The following is a 16,146-nucleotide window of genomic DNA, read 5'->3' as shown; positions in this document are numbered from 1 at the left end:
GGATGGGAAACGAGGATGCGTCCACACTATCCAGTGAATGTCCCGCTCAGATGATGTTTCTGTCACGAGTGGATAACAGAGTCCTTGTCGCAATCTTGTGGCCCCGCCCACTCGTTTTGTCCACCGAGGCCGCTCTCGACTAGACTGATTCACGGCTCCCCGTGCGGCGTCATCTTGTGAACTCCCCCAGGGCCGGAAGGCAGCAAGGGTAAGCGAGCTCTGTCGGGTGCACGGGGAGTCCTCTATTCCCCAACATCACAATTCCACAACTCCCCCTCTCCCCCATCTGCCCAGGTCAGCTCTGCCTCCACGACCTGCCGAGCGCCGGAATCGGGGCAAAGATGCGAAAGCGTTAATACTTTCGTGATTTTGCTTCATTACCATTATTCGCAGTTCTCATCCCTGTGTTTATACGAGGTTTCCCTGTTGTCCACGAAGATCCAAGGGGCCGTTGCCGCCCTTTCGGCACTGGCCCTGCTCACGGCGTGCACGCCGTCGAGCGACGATCCCGACGCGACCCGCGATGGCGCGAACAAGACCGCCGAGGCGGCCGCGGACCCCGTGTTCCGCGTCGGAGCCATCACCTCCGAGGCAGCAGAATCCGCGTCCGAATCGACACCGACGTCGCAGTCCAGCGATGCGACCTCCTCAGCTGAGCCGAGTGAGTCCGCCGATGCAGCGACCGCGATGCCCGGCGCTGGGGACTTCGGCGAAGTGACCGAATCCGGTGACGACGTCGGCCTCGAGGCCGGCCAGCGGATCGGCATCTCCGTCGAGAACGCCGACCTCAGTGACATCTCCGTCACCGAGGAGGCCCACCCCCGCATCGCGCACGATCCCGGCACGTTCTTCGACGCTTCGGGCGCCGCGCTCGACACCGATGACGACGCCCAGGCCGGATCGTCGACACCGAGCTCCACCGAGTCCGGGACCGCCGACGATGAGGCGAAGGACGGCGAAGCAGAGAACAAGGACAGCGCCGAGGCGGTCGCAGCCCCCGATGAGTCCGCCGCCTGGATCTCGACCTACGGCCTCGTCGCCGACAGCGAATACACCGTGAAGGCCACCGCCACCACTGCCGAGGGAGACGAGGTCGACCTCGACGCGACGATCACCGTCGGCGCCAGCGACGGCGCTCCGATGTCGGTGCGCACAACGCTCGCCGATGATCAGACGGTCGGCGTCGCCGCCCCCATCATGCTCAACTTCGGTTCCACCGTGTCCAAGGACTTCCGCGACGATGTCGAACGCCGCCTCTCGGTCAAGGTCACCGATGAGGACGGCAAGGAGCGGGAGGTCGAAGGCTCCTGGGGTTGGCTCTACGACGACCCTCAGTCCCGCCTGCACTTCCGTCCGAAGGAGTTCTGGCCGGCGCACTCGAAGGTCTCCGTCGACGTTCCGCTCAAGGATGTGCCGACGGGCGAGAACAGCGTGGGTCAGAACGACCTCACGCTCGATTTCGAGATCGGACGCAAACAGGTCGTCAAGGCCGATGTGAAGACCCACCGCATGACCGTCACCCGTGGCGGCAAGACCGTCATGGACTTCCCGGCCTCGCTCGGCGCGCCGAAGTCCCCGTCCTACAACGGCACGCATGTGGTGATGTCGAAGGCCGCCGACTATACGATGACCTCCGAACAGTGGGACTACGAGACGGATGTGCAGTGGGCGGTGCGCATCCACAACAACGGCGAATTCATCCACGCCGCCCCATGGTCGGCAGGCGTCCAGGGTTCGCAGAACGTCTCGCACGGCTGCATCAATCTCACCACCGAGCGGGCCAAGGAGTACTACGACTCCGCGATCTTCGGCGACCCCGTCGAGGTCACCGGCTCCCACGTGAGCCTGTCGACCAACGACAGCGACATCTCGGACTGGGTGTACTCGTGGGATGAATGGAAGAAGCTGAGCGCCCTCGGTTGAGAGCGCCCAGCTTGCTTGCCTGACCGATGCGACAGACTCCTCGCCGACGACTTACTTGTCGAGCTTCTTCACCGCTTTGTCGATCATCGGCACATAGCGCTCGAGCGTCCAGGGGACGGTGAGCGGGTTGATGATCGAGGAGCCTGTGACGAAGGGCTGGTCCTCCGGAGCCACGACGGCCCCGGCTTTGATCGCCGGAATGTTCGCATACAGTCCCTGCGATTCGATCTCCTTCCTGTTCTTCTCATCGGAGTAGAAGGTGAAGATGAGGTCCGAATCGTTGAGCTTGTCCGCATTCTCCAGACCGATGAGCGCTGAATCCGTTCCCGGCTCGTCGTAGTCCTTCTTCAGTTCGTCGATGATCGGATCCGGGGTCAGCCCGAGCGCCGAGACCATCGCCACCCGCTGCTCGTTGGGGTAGAAGACGCCGAGGGTGCCGGGGCCCGAGTTGTAGATGAAGGAGAACGTGAGGTCCTTGTATTCCTCCCGCTTCGCCTCTTTCAGCTGGGTCTTGATGTCGTCGACGAGGCCTTCGGACTCCTCTTCCTGACCGAGCGCCTTGCCGATCGTGGTGATCTGCTCATCCCACGTGATCGTCCACGGCTGCTTCGGGTACGCCACGGTCGGGGCGATGGCATCGAGCTGTTTGTACTGCTCAGCCGTGATTCCCGACCAGGGGGCGAGGATGACATCCGGTTCGAGTTCGGCGATGGCCTCGACGTCGAGTTCCGTATCGCCCTGGAACTGTTCGGGCAGCTTCTCGCCATTGTCCTTCACGGCCTCGTAGATCCACGGCATGTAGCCGGTGTCATCGGATCCCCAGGCATATTCCTCCATGCCGACCGGCGTCTTGCCCAAAGCGATCGCGGTCTCCGTCGATCCCTGGCCGAGGGTGACGACGCGTTCGGGCTCGGACTCGATGACCGCTTCGCCGAGTGCGTGCTTGATCGTCACGGTCTCGAAATTCGCGGACCCGGATTCCTCCGCGGCCTGCGATCCCTGTCCGCAGGCGGTGGCGGTGAGCGAGAGCGCAACGAGCGCTCCGGCGATGACGGCCCGTCGGCTGTGAGGAACTGGCATTCCTGTCCTTTCGACAGTGGTCGGAGCCTGATGCGGCCCCTCGACATTAACGTAGGTCAGCCTAACTTAACCTACTGCCGTTTCCGCAACACCTGTGAGCCACCTCACGTCAGTCATCCTCATCTGCTGACAGCAGAAACCCTCGCCGAGGCGGCGCAGAAGACCGTAGGCTCACCCCATGACCGACATGCTCCCGCACAGCCCGACCCCGCCGCCGCTGTGGCGTGAGGCGCTCGGCCGCGCTCTCCGACTGCGCCGCACCGATCTGGGTCTCACCCTGGCGCAGGTCTCCCATCGGTCCGGGGTCTCGACCCAGTTCCTCTCCGAGATCGAACGCGGGCTCAAGGACCCGTCGTCCGAGGTCATCGAGGCAGTGGCCGAGGTGCTCGGGCTCCAGCTGCCGCAGATCCTCGTCCTCGCGGCCTTCGGCCTGACGTCCGGGGTCCCTGCGACCGCGCTGCTGTCGGCGACCGATATGACGCGAGCCGCACCTGCTCCGCCTGCAGCGGGTCAGGTACGGCTCGCTCTCGCAGCCTAGCCGTTCCCTGCCTCGAGCCGATTCGCCCGCAGCACCTCGAGTCGGGCGCGATACTCGGCCTCCTCGATGTCCCCTTGAGCGAAGCGCTGGGCCAGAGTCGCCTCGGCGCTCCTCGTACCCTCTCGTGCTGCAGCCGCCCACGGCGGTCCCCCGGCCTGCCGCCACCGGCGACGGTTGAGAGCCACGATGAGAGTGACGATGAGTCCGATGACGAGGACCCAGAAGATCGGGATGAGGAAGAAGAACGGCCAGGCCAGCGGTCCGTGTTCCATGTGCATGATGCCTCCTTGGCGGGTGTCCACGCCGTTCGTGGACCTGACATCAATGACACACCTCGGGCTGGTCCCTGCGAATCCGCCGACGGGAGTCACCTGTGCTGCTCCGCACGGAGCAGAACTCAGTGCTCGTTCAGCCATCCGGGAGAGACCAGCCCCGATTCGTAGGCGAGGACGACGAGGTGCACGCGGTCTCTGGCCCCGACCTTCGTCATGATCCGCGAGACATGGGTCTTCGCGGTCAGCGGGGAGAGCACGAGCGATTCGGCGATCTCATCGTTCGACTGACCGCGGCCGACGAGCGCGAGGACTTCGCGTTCGCGGTCGGTGAGAACGTCGAGTCCGGAGTCGGGTTCTGCCTTCAGCCCCAAGGACATGCGGGAGAGCAGGTACTTCGTGACTCCGGGCGAGAGCAGGGCCTCACCGGCGGCCACGACGCGCACGGCGCGGATGAGGTCGGTCGGGTCGGTATCCTTGAGCAGGAACCCGCTGGCCCCCGCGCGAACGGCGCGGACGATGTATTCGTCGAGTCCGAAGGTCGTCACGAGCACCACGCGGACGGCGTCGAGCCGCGGATCGGCGGCGATCTCCTCCGTCGCCCACAGTCCGTCTCCGTCGGGCATGCGGATGTCCATGAGGACGACGTCGACGGGTGCTGCGCGCAGCGCCTCGAGCAGAGCGTGTCCGCCGGAGGCTTGGATCGTGACCTCGATATCGTCCTCGGAATCGAGCAGTGAAGCGAAGCCGGCGCGCACGAGCTGATGGTCATCGGCGATGGCGACTCGGATCGGTGTCATCGGTGCGGCTCCTCGTCGGGCAGCTCTGCAGGGTCGGCGTTCCAGGGGAGGTCGACGTCGACGGTGGTGCCCTGTCGACCTTCCGATATCAGGGTGAGTGACCCTTGCAGCAGCTTCGCCCGCTCACGCATGCCCATGATTCCCGTCCCTTCGACTCCGTCTGGGAGTCCAGCCCCATCATCGCTGATGCGCACCCGCAGCCGATCCGAGTGCCGTGCGATGACGACCCGTGCGCTGCCGGCGCCGGCATGTCTGAGCACGTTCGTCAGTGCTTCCTGGATGATCCGATAGGCGGCTGCATCCGTTGACTGGCCGGGTGTCTCTCTCACTCCCTCGGCGTGCGTATACCGCCGATCGTCCACGCTGATGTCCGTGGTGCCGACGAGGCGGGAGACCAGCGCCGGAACATCGTCGAGCCCGAGCACCGGAGCCAGGGGCGCCGGTCCGGAGGCTTCGGCAGCACCGGTGTCGGAGCGCATCGTGTGCAGCACGGTGCGCACTTCGTTGAGCCCGGTGCGGCTGAGTTCTCTGATGGCCGCGAGTGCGGACCGCGCCTGCTCCGGATCGCGGTCGATGAGGTGTTCGCCGACTCCGGCCTGAACGTTGATCTGGGACAGAGCATGGCCGAGGACGTCGTGGAGATCCCGGGCGATGCGCAGTCGTTCGGCCTGGACGACCTCGGCGCGGCGTGCGTTCTGCTGGGCTGCCTCCTGGCGACGCAGCTCGCCTCGGCGGCGGACGAAGGCGCCGATGCCCACAGCGATGGCGAGTCCCATCGTCGCCGAGACCACCCGCCCCACCGACCAGTCGATTCCCAGCAGGGGACCCAGCAGCAGGCAGCCCGCCCAGGCTCCCGCCGCCGAGGCGATCGCCCAGACTGCCTTTCCGCGGACGATCGCGGCGACGACGGCGAAGAGGTAGGCGGCATAGAACGGCGTCGTCCCGGGCCCGGCCTCCGCGGGCGACCAGGGACCTCGGTCGCTCCACGCACCCGGTCCCATGCCGAATCCACCGGGGCCCGGATCGGGAGTCGCCGCCGCCCACACCAGGACATCGAGGAGGACGAGCCCTGCCAGTACGGCCACGCGCGGTCCGGGCCATCGCGCTGCGACGAAGAAGATCACCGGTGAGAGGACCGCGGTGCCGATACGGGCGATCATCGCTGCCGCAGTCGTCTCGGTCGCCGCGGCGAGGACGATGGCGAACGGCAGCTGCAGCACCGCTGCGGCGACGGTGAGCAGGACGATCCGCCTGCGCGCGCGGCGGTCTGGACGGGCCGGTCTCATTCTCCGATCGTAGCGACCCGACCCGGAGCTCGTCGTCATCCTCAGGGAGTATCTCCGCCCACCGCGGCGAGAGTACGCGGTCAGAGGATGACGTCGACGAGTCCGAAGTCCCGCGCCGCCTTCGCGTCGAGGACGAGGTCGCGATCGAAGTCACGGTGGATCTGCTCCGGGGTCCGTCCGGTGCTGCCGGCGAGCATCTCTTCGACGTCTCGGCGCTGCCGGACGATCTCGTCTGCGGCGACGATGAGGTCGGGGATCGTGCCGCGCGCCCCTTCGGCGTGCGGCTGTCGCAGCACGGCGCGGGCGTGGGCGAGCATGGCCCGCTGGCCGGGTTCTCCGGCGGCCAGGAGCACGGCCGCGTCGGCGACGGCCTGCCCGACGCAGGTGGTGGCCACGGGTGCGCCGATGTGGTGCATTGCGTCGAAGATCGCCGTCATCGCGGTCAGGGAGCCGCCCGGGGAGTTGATGTACATGCTGATCGGCAGGTCCCGGCTGCTCGAATCGAGGTGGAGCAGCTGCGCGATGATCGTGTTCGCCACCCCGTCGTCGATGGGCACGCCGAGGTAGACGATCCGGTTGCCGAGCAGATGCGAGTAGACGTCGACGATCTTCTCGCTGCCTCCGGTTCGGTCGACGACGTTGGGGATCGTGTACTGGCTCATCGCCCTCCTCCGATCTGAGCTCGCAGGTCGGACGGGGAGTCGATGACCCGATCGATGAGTCCGTACTCGATCGCCTCCTCGGCGGTGAACCACCGGTCCCGCAGGGAGTCTTCGAAGATGCGGTCGTAGGTCTTCCCGGTCGCCTCGGCGATCCGGTGCAGGACGGTGTCCCTGACCGATCGCAGGTCGGCGGACTGCAGTTCGATGTCGGCGGCGGCGCCGCCGATCCCGCTCGAGCCCTGGTGGAGGAGGATGCGGGCGTGGGGCAGGGCGAGGCGTCGTCCGGGCGTTCCCATCATGAGCACGAACTGTCCCGCCGACAGGGCGTAGCCGAAGGCGATCGTGACCACGTCGTTGGGCAGGGCGGCGATGGTGTCGGCGATCGCGTGCATCATCGGCACGGATCCGCCGGGAGAGTTGATCCACAGGTGGATATCGGAGCGCGGGTCCTCGGCGGAGAGGAGGACGAGTCGGGAGATGATCTCCATTCCGTTCTCGTCGCGGAGCTCGCCGTTGAAGACGACGGATCGGTAGGCGTAGAGCATACGCTGGGATTCGGGAATCGCGGTGGCTGCCGCAGCTTCGTCGGAGTCGGAGAACAGGGGCGGTCGGCTGTGGGGCGAAGAGTTGAGAGTGAACATGCGTCCACCCTGACAGTGCCGGTGGGCGCGGGGAACCCTGATCCGCTCGGCGCAGACGCCTGCCGCTGTGAGCGGACGGACTCTTGTTTCACTGAACGGCCCGCACAGGCCCGCGTGCTAGCATCGACGCACTGGTTAGGGGGCAAGATGATGGCGAATATGTGGCTGACTCTGCAGCTGCTCGTCGTCGTGCTCTCTTCCGACCTCGACTCGGTCGTTCCCCAGTCCCCCACTCATCTCATCGTCCTGGCTCTCCTCGGTGCGGCCCTGCTGACGCCGATCGCCGCATGGGCGAGCATGTCTCTGCTGCGTGTGCTCTCGCTGTCGGCGCGCCCGCCGTCTCTGCCGGACGCGCGCCGAAGCATCCGCGAATTCCGCATGCCTGAGGAGCCCGGCACTCCGGGTACGGCACTGCCCAGAGCCCCCTCTTCCGTCGTTCACGCCATCGCCTGAACGACCTCGATCACGTTCCGTACGGAACGCCTCCCTGCCTCGGCGCGGGCAATTGTCATCAGTCGTCACGGTGATGGCCTGCAACGGCCCATTCAACTGCGCCTCAGTGCGCCTAAGTCCGAAGGACACTCACCTGTGAACATCTACGAATTCCTGCCTATCCGCCTGCTCGTCGAGGCCGCCTATACGGTGGTCACGGGGATCAGCGACATCCTCGAACCACTCGCCGGCGGCTTCAGCGCCGCCCTGGCCGTCATCGTGCTCACCGTCCTGGTCCGCGCCGTGCTCATCCCCGTCGGTGTGTCCCAGGTCAGAGCCGGCATCACTCGGAAACGACTGGCCCCGAAGATCAGCGAGCTGCAGAAGAAGCACAAAGACAAGCCCGAGCTCATGCAGCAGAAGCTCATGGAGCTGTACAAGGAGGAGAACGCCTCTCCTTTCGCCGGGTGCCTTCCGGTGCTCGCGCAGATGCCCGTGCTCATGGCCGTCTACGGTCTCTTCATCAATGCGACGATCGGCGGGCATGCCAATGAGCTGCTCGGTCATACTCTCTTCGGTCTGCCTCTCAACACGAGCTTCGTCAAGCTGCTCGGCGCCGGCGATCTGACGGGCACCGCGATCACGGTCTACCTCGTCCTCGTCGTCCTCATCGCCGTCGTCGCCGGGTTCTCCCGGCACCTGCTCACCCCGGCCACACCCGAGGCTCCGACCGCTCCCCCGGCGAAGAACGGGGCAGATGCTCCGGCGATGCCGGATCTGTCCGGAGTGATGAAGACTCTGAGCTTCATGCCCTTCCTCACCGCGATCTTCGCGCTCTTCGTCCCCTTGGCCGCCGCTCTCTACCTGGCGACGACGACCACGTGGACGCTCGGCGAACGGCTCGTCCTCAACCGCCTCCTCGGAGCGAACGAATCGCAGTCGGAGGCGACCACCGCGGTGTCCGGCTGAGTCGGGAGCACAACAGAGCCCGGGGCGGAGGATTCCCATCCTCCGCCCCGGGCACTGTGGCGGCGGCCGGCGCGGGCCGCCTCGGCGATCGAATGATCAGGCGATCATCGGCTCCGGGCGGGTCCCGGCAACGACCTTGAGTGCGCCGTCGACGACAGTGGCGCGCACGGTGCCGCCCTCATCGACCGCCTCGGTGACGAGGAGATCGGCGATGCGGTCGTCGACTTCGCGCTGGATCGTGCGACGCAGCGGACGAGCGCCGAACTCGGGTTCGTACCCTTCGTCGGCCAGCCAGTCGAGAGCCTCTGCCGAGACGTCGAGGGCGATGCCCTGAGCCTCGAGGCGCTGCTTCGACGCGGCCAGCTGCTGATCGACGATGGACCGCAGCTGCTCACGGTCGAGCCGCGAGAACATCACGGTGTCATCGATGCGGTTGATGAACTCCGGCCGCATGAACTCCTTGAGGCGACCCATGACCTTGGCCTTGAGATCCTTCTCCGCGTCTCCCGCAGCACCGGAGGCGAAGCCCAGCGGAGTGCCGGACATGAACTCGGAACCGAGGTTCGAGGTCATGATGACCACGGTGTTGCGGAAGTCGACCGTGCGGCCCTGGCCGTCGGTGAGCCGTCCGTCGTCGAGGACCTGCAGCAGCAGGTTGAACGCATCCGGGTGGGCCTTCTCGACCTCGTCGAGGAGGATGACCGAATATGGGCGACGGCGGACCTTCTCCGTCAGCTGCCCCGCCTCGTCGTAGCCGACGTAGCCGGGAGGAGCACCGACGAGGCGGGACACCGTGTGGCGTTCTCCGAACTCGCTCATATCGAAGCGGATCATGGCCGACTCGTCGTCGAACAGGGTCTGCGCCAGAGCCTTCGCCAGCTCAGTCTTGCCGACACCGGTGGGGCCGAGGAAGAGGAAGCTGCCGATGGGCCGATTGGGATCGGCCATACCGGTCTGGCTGCGGCGGATCGCGCGCGACACGGCGGTCACGGCTTCATCCTGTCCGACCACGCGGTCGTGGAGGACCTCTTCCATGTTCGCCAGTCGTGCCTTCTGGCTCTGCGTCATCCGTGCTGCCGGGATTCCGGTGGCCCGGGAGACCACGTGCGCGATCTCCTGTTCACCGATGATCGCCTCGGCGGCAGCGGTCTTCGCGGCCTCCGCGTCCGGGTTCTCGGCGGATTCGATCCGGGCGGTCACCTCGTTGATCTCATCGCGGACACGGCCGGCACGCTCGTAGTCCTCCACCTCGATAGCGGACTTCTTCTCCGCTTCGAGTTCGGAGAGATTGAGCTTGAGCGCGTCGATATCGACCGCGGGTCCGCGCCTGAGCGACATCCGGGCACCGGCCTGATCGATGAGGTCGATGGCCTTGTCCGGCAGGAAGCGGTCGGTGATGTAGCGGTTCGACAGCTCCACGGCCGCACGGACCGCCTCGGCGGTGTAGGTGACCTCGTGGAACTCCGCGTAGCGGTCCTTGAGCCCGTCGATGATCGTCACCGCATCCTCGACGCTCGGCTCACCCACGGTCACCGGCTGGAAGCGACGCTCGAGAGCCGAATCCTTCTCGATGGTGCGGTACTCCTTGAGCGTGGTCGCGCCGATCATGTGCAGATCGCCGCGGGCCAGGCGCGGTTTGAGGATGTTGCCGGCGTCCATCGAGTTCGCCTCGCCGTTGCCTCCGGCACCGACGAGGGTGTGGAGTTCGTCGACGAAGACGATCATGTCTCCGTCATCGGCGATCTCGTTGAGTGCTCCGGTCAGGCGCTCCTCGAAGTCACCGCGGTAGCGGGTGCCGGCGAGCATTCCGGGCATGTCGAGAGCGATGATGCGCTTGCCCTGCAGCTGCTTGGGCACTTCGCCCGAGTGGATGGCCTGAGCGAGGCCTTCGGCGACCGCGGTCTTGCCAACGCCGGCCTCACCGAGGAGGACCGGGTTGTTCTTCGTCCGGCGGGCGAGGATCTCGATCGTCTGTTCGATCTCCTCCGAGCGGCCGATGACGGGATCGAGCTTGCCCTCGGCGGCGAGCTCGGTGAGGTCCGTGCCGAACTTCTCCAGCACTGATTCCTGACCGTCCTCACCCTCGGCCTCCTGGCCGGGGTGCATCCCTGCGGCTTCGGCCGCCTCGGCACCGGCCTGCAGCGCGGCCTGGGTGACGCCTGCCTGCGCGAGGATCCGCCCGGCGGGCATCTCCTGGTTGAGCACGAAGGCGAAGAACATGTGTTCGGGATCGATGTAGGTCGACCCGAACGCTCGCGCCACCTGGTAGGCGTCGAGCAGGGCGCGCTGGGCCGAACCGGTCAGTGTGGGCGTGGAATCCGCCTCGGTGTCGGTTGCAGCCGGAAGGCGCTCTTCGATCGCATGGGCGATGGCCTCGGGATCGGCACCGGCCTGGCGCACGGCGGAGATTCCGGGTTCGGCATCGACCATGGTGCGCAGGATGTGGAGCGCGTCGACCTCGGACTGACCGTGTCGTCCTGCGAACTCCGCGGCCGCTTCGATGACCTCGTGGCTGCGCTTGCTCAGCAGTCGGTTGATGTCGACGGAACGGCCTCGGCGGGCTCCGGTCTGTCCCTGGAGGAAACGAGCGAGGAACTCGTCGAACGAGTCTCCGCCCGAGCCTGCGGGTCCGAAGAATGTGGCCAAAGCTGACCTCCTCTTTCAAAGTTGAGCGTATACGACTCAATCAACAGGTGGATGCGGACATATATTCCCACCTGTCGCCCGCCCGACGACGGAGTGTGAACAACATCACCGTCGAGAAATGCATCGGATGCATTTCTGCATTTGGTGCAAATTTGCAAGAGGTGCATAATTTTCTGGTGAGTTCCGAACCGACCGAATCCCTGCGCGAGCGTCAGACCCGTGAGCGCCGCGCGTCCATCCACGCCGCGGCCGTCGATCTCGTCTTCGATCATGGGCTCGACGAGGTGACCGTGGCTCGGATCGCGGAAGCTGCGGAGGTCTCGACGCGCACGTTCTTCAACTATTTCCCCACCAAGGAGATGGCGATCGTCGGACTGACGACCTCTGACGATATCGCCGCCGCTCTGCAGCGATTCATCGAGGACTTCGAGCCCCGGCGCGAGCGTCTGGTGGAGGATCTCTCCTTCACCATCCGCGCCGCGTTCGAATTCCTGCTGCCGCGGTCGGCGAACAAGCAGAAGCTGCGCGCGATCCAGGCTCGGCATCCGCACCTCGGCATGCTCAGCATGGAGACGAAGCGGCACTACTCCGAGCAGATCATCACCGGCATCCGCCGGCGGGTCGAACGTCGCGGAATCACCTTTGCCGATGACGACACCGCCGCACGGGCCACGCGGATGCTCGCGCAGCTGTGCAGCATCCCGCTCGAGCATGCTTTCGCCTCTGCGCGGTTCGACACCGAACACGAATTGGACGACGAGCGAGTGGACCAGGCGTTCACCTCCTCGATCGAACTGTTCCTGACCCTCTTAGAAAGGCTGAAATGACCACTACCGCCACTGAGCCCGCTGCCGAGAGGCAGCACGGCGCCGAGGAGGAGCCGGAGATCGAGACCTCGTCGGTGATCCTGCTGTTCACCGGCCTGATGCTGGCAATGTTCATGTTCTCGCTCAACCAGACCATGCTGGCCACGGCCCTGCCGACCATCGTCGGCGACCTCAACGGCGTCGACCAGATGCTGTGGGTCTCGACGGCGTTCATGCTGGCGTCGACGATCATGATGCCGATCTACGGCAAGCTGGGCGATTCGTTCAACCGGAAGAAGATCTTCATCTTCGCCATCTGCATGTTCATCCTCGGTTCGGTCGTCGGCTTCCTGGCCCACAACATGGCCGTCCTCATCACCGCACGCGTCATTCAAGGCCTCGGCGGCGGCGGTCTCATCATCCTCTCGCAGGCTCTCATCGCCGCGGTTGTGCCGGCTCGCAAGCGCGGCCCGTACATGGGCATCATGGGAGCGAACTTCGCGGTCACCTCGGTGGCGGGACCGCTGATCGGCGGCTGGATCACCGAGGGTCCGGGCTGGCGCTGGACGTTCGCCCTCAACCTGCCGTTCGGCGTGCTCGCCCTCATCGCCGCCATCCTCTTCCTCAAGGTCCCCAAGTCGGACCGGTCGGTCAAACGCCATGTCGATGTCGCGGGCATGATCCTCATCGCCGAATTCACCTCGGCGCTCATCCTCACGACTTCGTGGGGCGGACATCAGTACGACTGGGACGATCCGATCATCATCGGACTCATCGCCATCGCCGTCATCAGCGCCGTCGTCTTCGTCTTCGTCGAACAGGCTGTGCCCGAACCCGTCATCCCGATGTTCGTGTTCAAGGACACGAACTTCGTCCTCTGCACGATCGCCGGCATGTGCATCGCCATCGGCATGTTCGGCGTCCTCTCGTACATGCCCACGTTCCTGCAGATGGCCCACGGGATCGAAGCGACGAAGGCCGGGCTCCTCATGGTGCCCATGATGGCCGTGATGCTGCCGAGCTCGGTCATCATCGGCTTCGTCGTCTCGAAGACGGGACGGTACAAGTGGTACCCGGTGCTCGGCAGCGCGATCGTCGGCGTCGCCCTCTTCCTCATGGGGACCTTCGTCACGGCCGACCAGAACGTTCTCGTCGTCATCGGCTGCCTGTGTGTGCTGGGCCTCGGCCTGGGACTGTCGATGCAGATGCTCGTGCTCATCGTCCAGAACTCGTTCCCGGTCGCGATGGTCGGCACGGCGACGGCGTCGAACAACTTCTTCCGGCAGATCGGCGGCACGCTGGGCATGTCGCTGATCGGTTCGCTCTTCACCTCGCGGCTGGCATCCAACCTCGAGGACGGCATCAAGTCCCTGGGACCTCAGGGCGCCCAGGCGATGAAGGGCACGGGGTCGAACTCACTGACCCCCGAGGTGGTCAAGTCGCTGCCCGATCCGATCCATTCGATCATCGTCAATGCGTACAGCGATGCGCTGGTGCCGATCTTCCTGTGGGTCTGCCCGCTGGGAATCATCGCGGCCGTCATCCTCATGTTCGTTCGCGAGAAGGCTCTGGCCACGAAGCTCGATGCAGGTGCCCCGGCGGACCATCAGCGTGAGGTCGTCGCAACCGACAGCATCGCTGTCGTCGAACAGCCTGGTTCGCTGACCCCCTCGGGCACGAGCTCCGTCAACGATGAGATCGAGTACGAGAAGGCCACGCGGGGTAACGGAGACTATTCTCTGCGGCCCCGCTCGCCCAAGCATTGAAACGCACATCCACGCACTGACAGCGCAGGCCCCGCAATTGCGGGGCCTGCGGTGTATCGGCCTGAGTCTGTCCGCGACTGCCGCGGAACTAGCTCTTCGAGGGCCACCCGTTCGGTTTGCAGCCCTGCAGACCCTTCGTCTGCTGCTGCATGAGCGGGGCGGTCTTGCCCGGTCCGGGGCAGGATTCGTGGCCGTGGCCGAGGGCGTGACCGACCTCGTGGTTGATGAGGTACTGCCGGTACTGGACGATGTCGTCGAACTCTTCGGTGGCCGAGACCCAGCGCTTGGCGTTGAGGATGACGTTGGGTCCGTTGCGACACGAGAGTTTGCCCAGGGTCCGCAGCGGCAGACACATCTCGTCGACGGTATCGGGGCTGGCGATGGAGATCATCGTGTCCTGACCTTCATCGACGAGCTCGATGGAGACGTCGTCCATGTCCTGCCAGCCGCGTTCGTCCTGGAGGGTCTTGATGATGAAGTCGCCGGCCTCATCGACGTTGATGGGCAGGTTGTCCTCGACGCGCAGGGCAACTTTGAACGTCTTGCCCTCGTCGCGGTTGGGTCCGGTCTCCTCTTTCGGCCGGTCCCATCTGCCGCTGCCGTGGGTGTCGATATCGCCTTCGCTGACTCCGGCCGCTCCGGCGTCCTCGACGTTCGCGGTCTCGGTGGGCTCGCTGGTTTCGGTGGCTGAGCCGCTCGGGCCCGGCGAGGCGGCCTGCGTTTCGGCTGCCTTCGGAGTCGGCCGGGTCTCTTCGTCGGCGGCGGGCGCGCAGGCGCTCAGCCCGACGATCAGCGAGACAGCGGCAAGCGAGGTCAGGGTGCGGAGGCGTGGACGGGAGACAAGACGGGTTCGACTGAGCACGCCTGTGAGTCTATCTCCTGCCGATTCATCGAGAAACGGGCTGCGTGTCGAGAAACGTGCGCACACACCCGTGTCTCGACACTCAGCCCGTTTCTCGGCGAGTGATCAGAACTCGAGCACGCCGCCGGGTCCGCGCAATCTGGCACGCAGACGGCAGTCCGGCCCCTCGACCACCGTGGTGTCACCGGCCCCGAGCACCTCGAGCACCTCCCGCGCCGCCTCGGGCTCGGGCGATTCCACACGGAATTCGAGCAGTTCGAGGGTGGGCAGGGCCGCCTCGGCGGGATGCACGGATTCGCCCCAGTCGATGAGAAACGGCTGCGCACCTGAGTGCGGCAGCGGGGAACGCGTGGTCAGCCGCCATTCGAGGCGGTCACCCTCGGCAGTGTCGCGAGCCATGTCCTGGACCTCGCCGAAGTCGATGCCCGCGGAGTTCGCGGCCGCGATCTTCGCGAGGAACGCCGGCGGATGGATGGCCCAGGTCTGCAGGGTCGGCTCGGCGGCCAGATGAGCGTCGAGCGGCAAGGTCCCGTCAGCGGGCGGCACCTGCTGCGGGTCGGGGCCGAGGATCTCGAGGTAGGTGTGGGCTCCCTCCGGCCAACCATTCGGGGTGAGCCCGAGCAGAGAGTTCGCGGTCCCTCGCCCCGGGTGCGAACCGCCGGGAACCGCACGCACCCCGGTGGCCTCTTCCACGGCGGCGACCCCGGCCTCGAGGTCGGGCACCGTGATGATGAGGTGGTCGAGCTGCGCGGGAATGGTGTTCAGAGAGTCCATGATCCACCCGGACCTTTCAGATGAGCGTGTAGGCCCTCAGTCTCCCCCTCTTGGCGGCCTGGGGCAATGATGTCGAGAGCGATGCCGAAGAAGTCGAGGACCGAACCGACCGCAGCAGGCTCGTCACTCGCGGCCCACAGCTTCTCGAGGCGGACCCACGGCATCTCCTGGCTCGCCGGATGCTCGGAGTCCTTCCAATCGATGAGGAACGGCTGGATTCCCGACCACGGCAGTGGGGTGCGCCTGGTCAGGCGCCAATCGAGGACCACCCCGTCCGGTCGGCGTCGGGTCATGTCATGGACCTCGCCGAGGTCGACGCGCGGTTCCCGTGACCGCGCAGCTGCCGTGACGACGCCGTCGAAATCGTCCGGACGGATCGCCCACCGCTGCACGGTCGGTGCCGTGATCCCGGCCAAGCGCCCTGCCGCGAGTGCCGGGTCCTGCTCGGGGTCGGGGCCGAGGATCTCGAGGTATGTGAGCGGGTTCGCACCACGTGGACGCGCGAGTCCGAGGGACTCGGTGAGGTCATCGTCGAGCTCGAGCCCGAGCAGCGCATTGGCTGTACCCAACCCCGGATGGGCCCCACCGTCGATCGCTTTCACCCCCAGAAGATCCGCTGATTGCTCAACATATTTCTCAAGGTCGGGAACGGCGATCACCAGATGATCGAAACTCGATGTGTTCAACAT

General features: G+C 65.8%; 16 protein-coding genes and 1 other RNA gene. 7 read left to right on the top strand and 10 right to left on the bottom strand.

The genetic code is table 11. The features are described 5' to 3' along the window. Positions 1-150 precede the first annotated feature (150 nt). An RNA gene (gene ffs / locus ACSBQT_RS13645) (signal recognition particle sRNA small type) lies at positions 151-246 on the top strand. A 180-nt stretch (positions 247-426) separates the two neighbouring features. Then, positions 427-1,923, top strand: coding sequence for a L,D-transpeptidase (locus tag ACSBQT_RS13640; RefSeq protein ID WP_410710806.1), 1,497 nt, complete (start codon positions 427-429; stop codon positions 1,921-1,923). 51 nt (positions 1,924-1,974) lie between these two features. On the opposite strand, the gene ACSBQT_RS13635 is transcribed toward ACSBQT_RS13640, so the two are convergent. Continuing rightward, positions 1,975-3,003 (bottom strand): iron-siderophore ABC transporter substrate-binding protein, encoded by a 1,029-nt coding sequence (locus ACSBQT_RS13635; RefSeq protein WP_410710807.1) that lies wholly within the window; start codon positions 3,001-3,003, stop codon positions 1,975-1,977. Between the two features lie 178 nt (positions 3,004-3,181). Between ACSBQT_RS13635 and ACSBQT_RS13630 the strand changes: the two genes are divergently transcribed. Beyond that, positions 3,182-3,541: a helix-turn-helix domain-containing protein gene (locus tag ACSBQT_RS13630; RefSeq protein ID WP_410710808.1), complete on the top strand. Its 360-nt coding sequence runs from the start codon at positions 3,182-3,184 to the stop codon at positions 3,539-3,541. Here ACSBQT_RS13630 and ACSBQT_RS13625 read toward each other — a convergent pair. The 5 genes from ACSBQT_RS13625 to ACSBQT_RS13605 form a co-directional block, all read right to left on the bottom strand. After that, the gene (locus ACSBQT_RS13625; RefSeq protein ID WP_410710809.1) at positions 3,538-3,819 is read right to left on the bottom strand and encodes an SHOCT domain-containing protein; all 282 of its coding nucleotides are present in this window, start codon (positions 3,817-3,819) and stop codon (positions 3,538-3,540) included. The two genes, ACSBQT_RS13630 and ACSBQT_RS13625, sit on opposite strands and share 4 nt — an antisense overlap. Positions 3,820-3,938: 119 nt before the next feature. Further along, positions 3,939-4,613, bottom strand: coding sequence for a response regulator (locus ACSBQT_RS13620; RefSeq protein WP_410710810.1), 675 nt, complete (start codon positions 4,611-4,613; stop codon positions 3,939-3,941). Next, on the bottom strand, positions 4,610-5,899 hold the full coding sequence (locus tag ACSBQT_RS13615; protein WP_410710811.1) for a sensor histidine kinase: 1,290 nt from the start codon (positions 5,897-5,899) through the stop codon (positions 4,610-4,612). Before ACSBQT_RS13615 ends, ACSBQT_RS13620 begins: the two co-directional genes overlap by 4 nt. Before the next feature lie 80 nt (positions 5,900-5,979). Further along, a complete protein-coding gene (locus ACSBQT_RS13610) occupies positions 5,980-6,561 on the bottom strand; it encodes a ClpP family protease (protein WP_410710812.1) in 582 nt (193 codons plus the stop codon). Continuing rightward, entirely contained in the window at positions 6,558-7,202 is a 645-nt protein-coding gene (locus ACSBQT_RS13605; protein WP_410710813.1) for a ClpP family protease, read from the bottom strand. The genes ACSBQT_RS13610 and ACSBQT_RS13605 overlap by 4 nt, the downstream gene beginning before the upstream one ends. Before the next feature lie 147 nt (positions 7,203-7,349). On the opposite strand from ACSBQT_RS13605, the gene ACSBQT_RS13600 reads away from it, so the two are divergent. Beyond that, positions 7,350-7,655, top strand: a complete 306-nt coding sequence (locus ACSBQT_RS13600; RefSeq protein ID WP_264800804.1) for a hypothetical protein — start codon at positions 7,350-7,352, stop codon at positions 7,653-7,655. 135 nt (positions 7,656-7,790) lie between these two features. Further along, positions 7,791-8,603, top strand: a complete 813-nt coding sequence (locus tag ACSBQT_RS13595; protein WP_410710814.1) for a YidC/Oxa1 family membrane protein insertase — start codon at positions 7,791-7,793, stop codon at positions 8,601-8,603. Between the two features lie 96 nt (positions 8,604-8,699). Here ACSBQT_RS13595 and ACSBQT_RS13590 read toward each other — a convergent pair whose 3' ends face one another. Beyond that, complete coding sequence (locus ACSBQT_RS13590) at positions 8,700-11,249, bottom strand: ATP-dependent Clp protease ATP-binding subunit (protein WP_410710815.1); 2,550 nt, start codon at positions 11,247-11,249, stop codon at positions 8,700-8,702. 176 nt (positions 11,250-11,425) lie between these two features. Here ACSBQT_RS13590 and ACSBQT_RS13585 point away from each other — a divergent pair, with 176 nt between their 5' ends. Next, positions 11,426-12,076 carry a TetR/AcrR family transcriptional regulator gene (locus ACSBQT_RS13585; protein WP_410710816.1) on the top strand — a complete coding sequence of 217 codons (651 nt, stop codon included), beginning with the start codon at positions 11,426-11,428 and terminating at the stop codon, positions 12,074-12,076. After that, positions 12,073-13,821 (top strand): DHA2 family efflux MFS transporter permease subunit, encoded by a 1,749-nt coding sequence (locus tag ACSBQT_RS13580; protein WP_410710817.1) that lies wholly within the window; start codon positions 12,073-12,075, stop codon positions 13,819-13,821. The genes ACSBQT_RS13585 and ACSBQT_RS13580 overlap by 4 nt, the downstream gene beginning before the upstream one ends. Positions 13,822-13,909: 88 nt before the next feature. On the opposite strand, the gene ACSBQT_RS13575 is transcribed toward ACSBQT_RS13580, so the two are convergent. The 3 genes from ACSBQT_RS13575 to ACSBQT_RS13565 all read right to left on the bottom strand — a co-directional run bounded on the left by ACSBQT_RS13575 (position 13,910) and on the right by ACSBQT_RS13565 (position 16,146). Further along, complete coding sequence (locus ACSBQT_RS13575; protein ID WP_410710818.1) at positions 13,910-14,683, bottom strand: DUF3152 domain-containing protein; 774 nt, start codon at positions 14,681-14,683, stop codon at positions 13,910-13,912. A gap of 105 nt (positions 14,684-14,788) precedes the next feature. After that, positions 14,789-15,457, bottom strand: coding sequence for a VOC family protein (locus ACSBQT_RS13570; protein WP_410710819.1), 669 nt, complete (start codon positions 15,455-15,457; stop codon positions 14,789-14,791). Then, positions 15,445-16,146 (bottom strand): VOC family protein, encoded by a 702-nt coding sequence (locus ACSBQT_RS13565; RefSeq protein ID WP_410710820.1) that lies wholly within the window; start codon positions 16,144-16,146, stop codon positions 15,445-15,447. Before ACSBQT_RS13565 ends, ACSBQT_RS13570 begins: the two co-directional genes overlap by 13 nt.

Source organism: Brevibacterium sp. H602, from assembly GCF_051172395.1.
In the GTDB taxonomy this organism is placed as follows: Bacteria; Actinomycetota; Actinomycetes; order Actinomycetales; family Brevibacteriaceae; genus Brevibacterium.
This window is presented reverse-complemented; position numbering and strand designations above follow the sequence as displayed.

Excerpts from the sequence above, each read along its gene's own strand:
- ACSBQT_RS13635 (WP_410710807.1), bottom strand. The coding sequence starts at position 3,003 with ATGCCAGTTCCTCACAGCCGACGGGCCGTCATCGCCGGAGCGCTCGTT.
- ACSBQT_RS13630 (WP_410710808.1), top strand. The coding sequence starts at position 3,182 with ATGACCGACATGCTCCCGCACAGCCCGACCCCGCCGCCGCTGTGGCGT.
- ACSBQT_RS13625 (WP_410710809.1), bottom strand. The coding sequence starts at position 3,819 with ATGCACATGGAACACGGACCGCTGGCCTGGCCGTTCTTCTTCCTCATC.
- ACSBQT_RS13620 (WP_410710810.1), bottom strand. The coding sequence starts at position 4,613 with ATGACACCGATCCGAGTCGCCATCGCCGATGACCATCAGCTCGTGCGC.
- ACSBQT_RS13615 (WP_410710811.1), bottom strand. The coding sequence starts at position 5,899 with ATGAGACCGGCCCGTCCAGACCGCCGCGCGCGCAGGCGGATCGTCCTG.
- ACSBQT_RS13610 (WP_410710812.1), bottom strand. The coding sequence starts at position 6,561 with ATGAGCCAGTACACGATCCCCAACGTCGTCGACCGAACCGGAGGCAGC.
- ACSBQT_RS13605 (WP_410710813.1), bottom strand. The coding sequence starts at position 7,202 with ATGTTCACTCTCAACTCTTCGCCCCACAGCCGACCGCCCCTGTTCTCC.
- ACSBQT_RS13600 (WP_264800804.1), top strand. The coding sequence starts at position 7,350 with ATGATGGCGAATATGTGGCTGACTCTGCAGCTGCTCGTCGTCGTGCTC.
- ACSBQT_RS13580 (WP_410710817.1), top strand. The coding sequence starts at position 12,073 with ATGACCACTACCGCCACTGAGCCCGCTGCCGAGAGGCAGCACGGCGCC.
- ACSBQT_RS13570 (WP_410710819.1), bottom strand. The coding sequence starts at position 15,457 with ATGGACTCTCTGAACACCATTCCCGCGCAGCTCGACCACCTCATCATC.
- ACSBQT_RS13565 (WP_410710820.1), bottom strand. The coding sequence starts at position 16,146 with ATGTTGAACACATCGAGTTTCGATCATCTGGTGATCGCCGTTCCCGAC.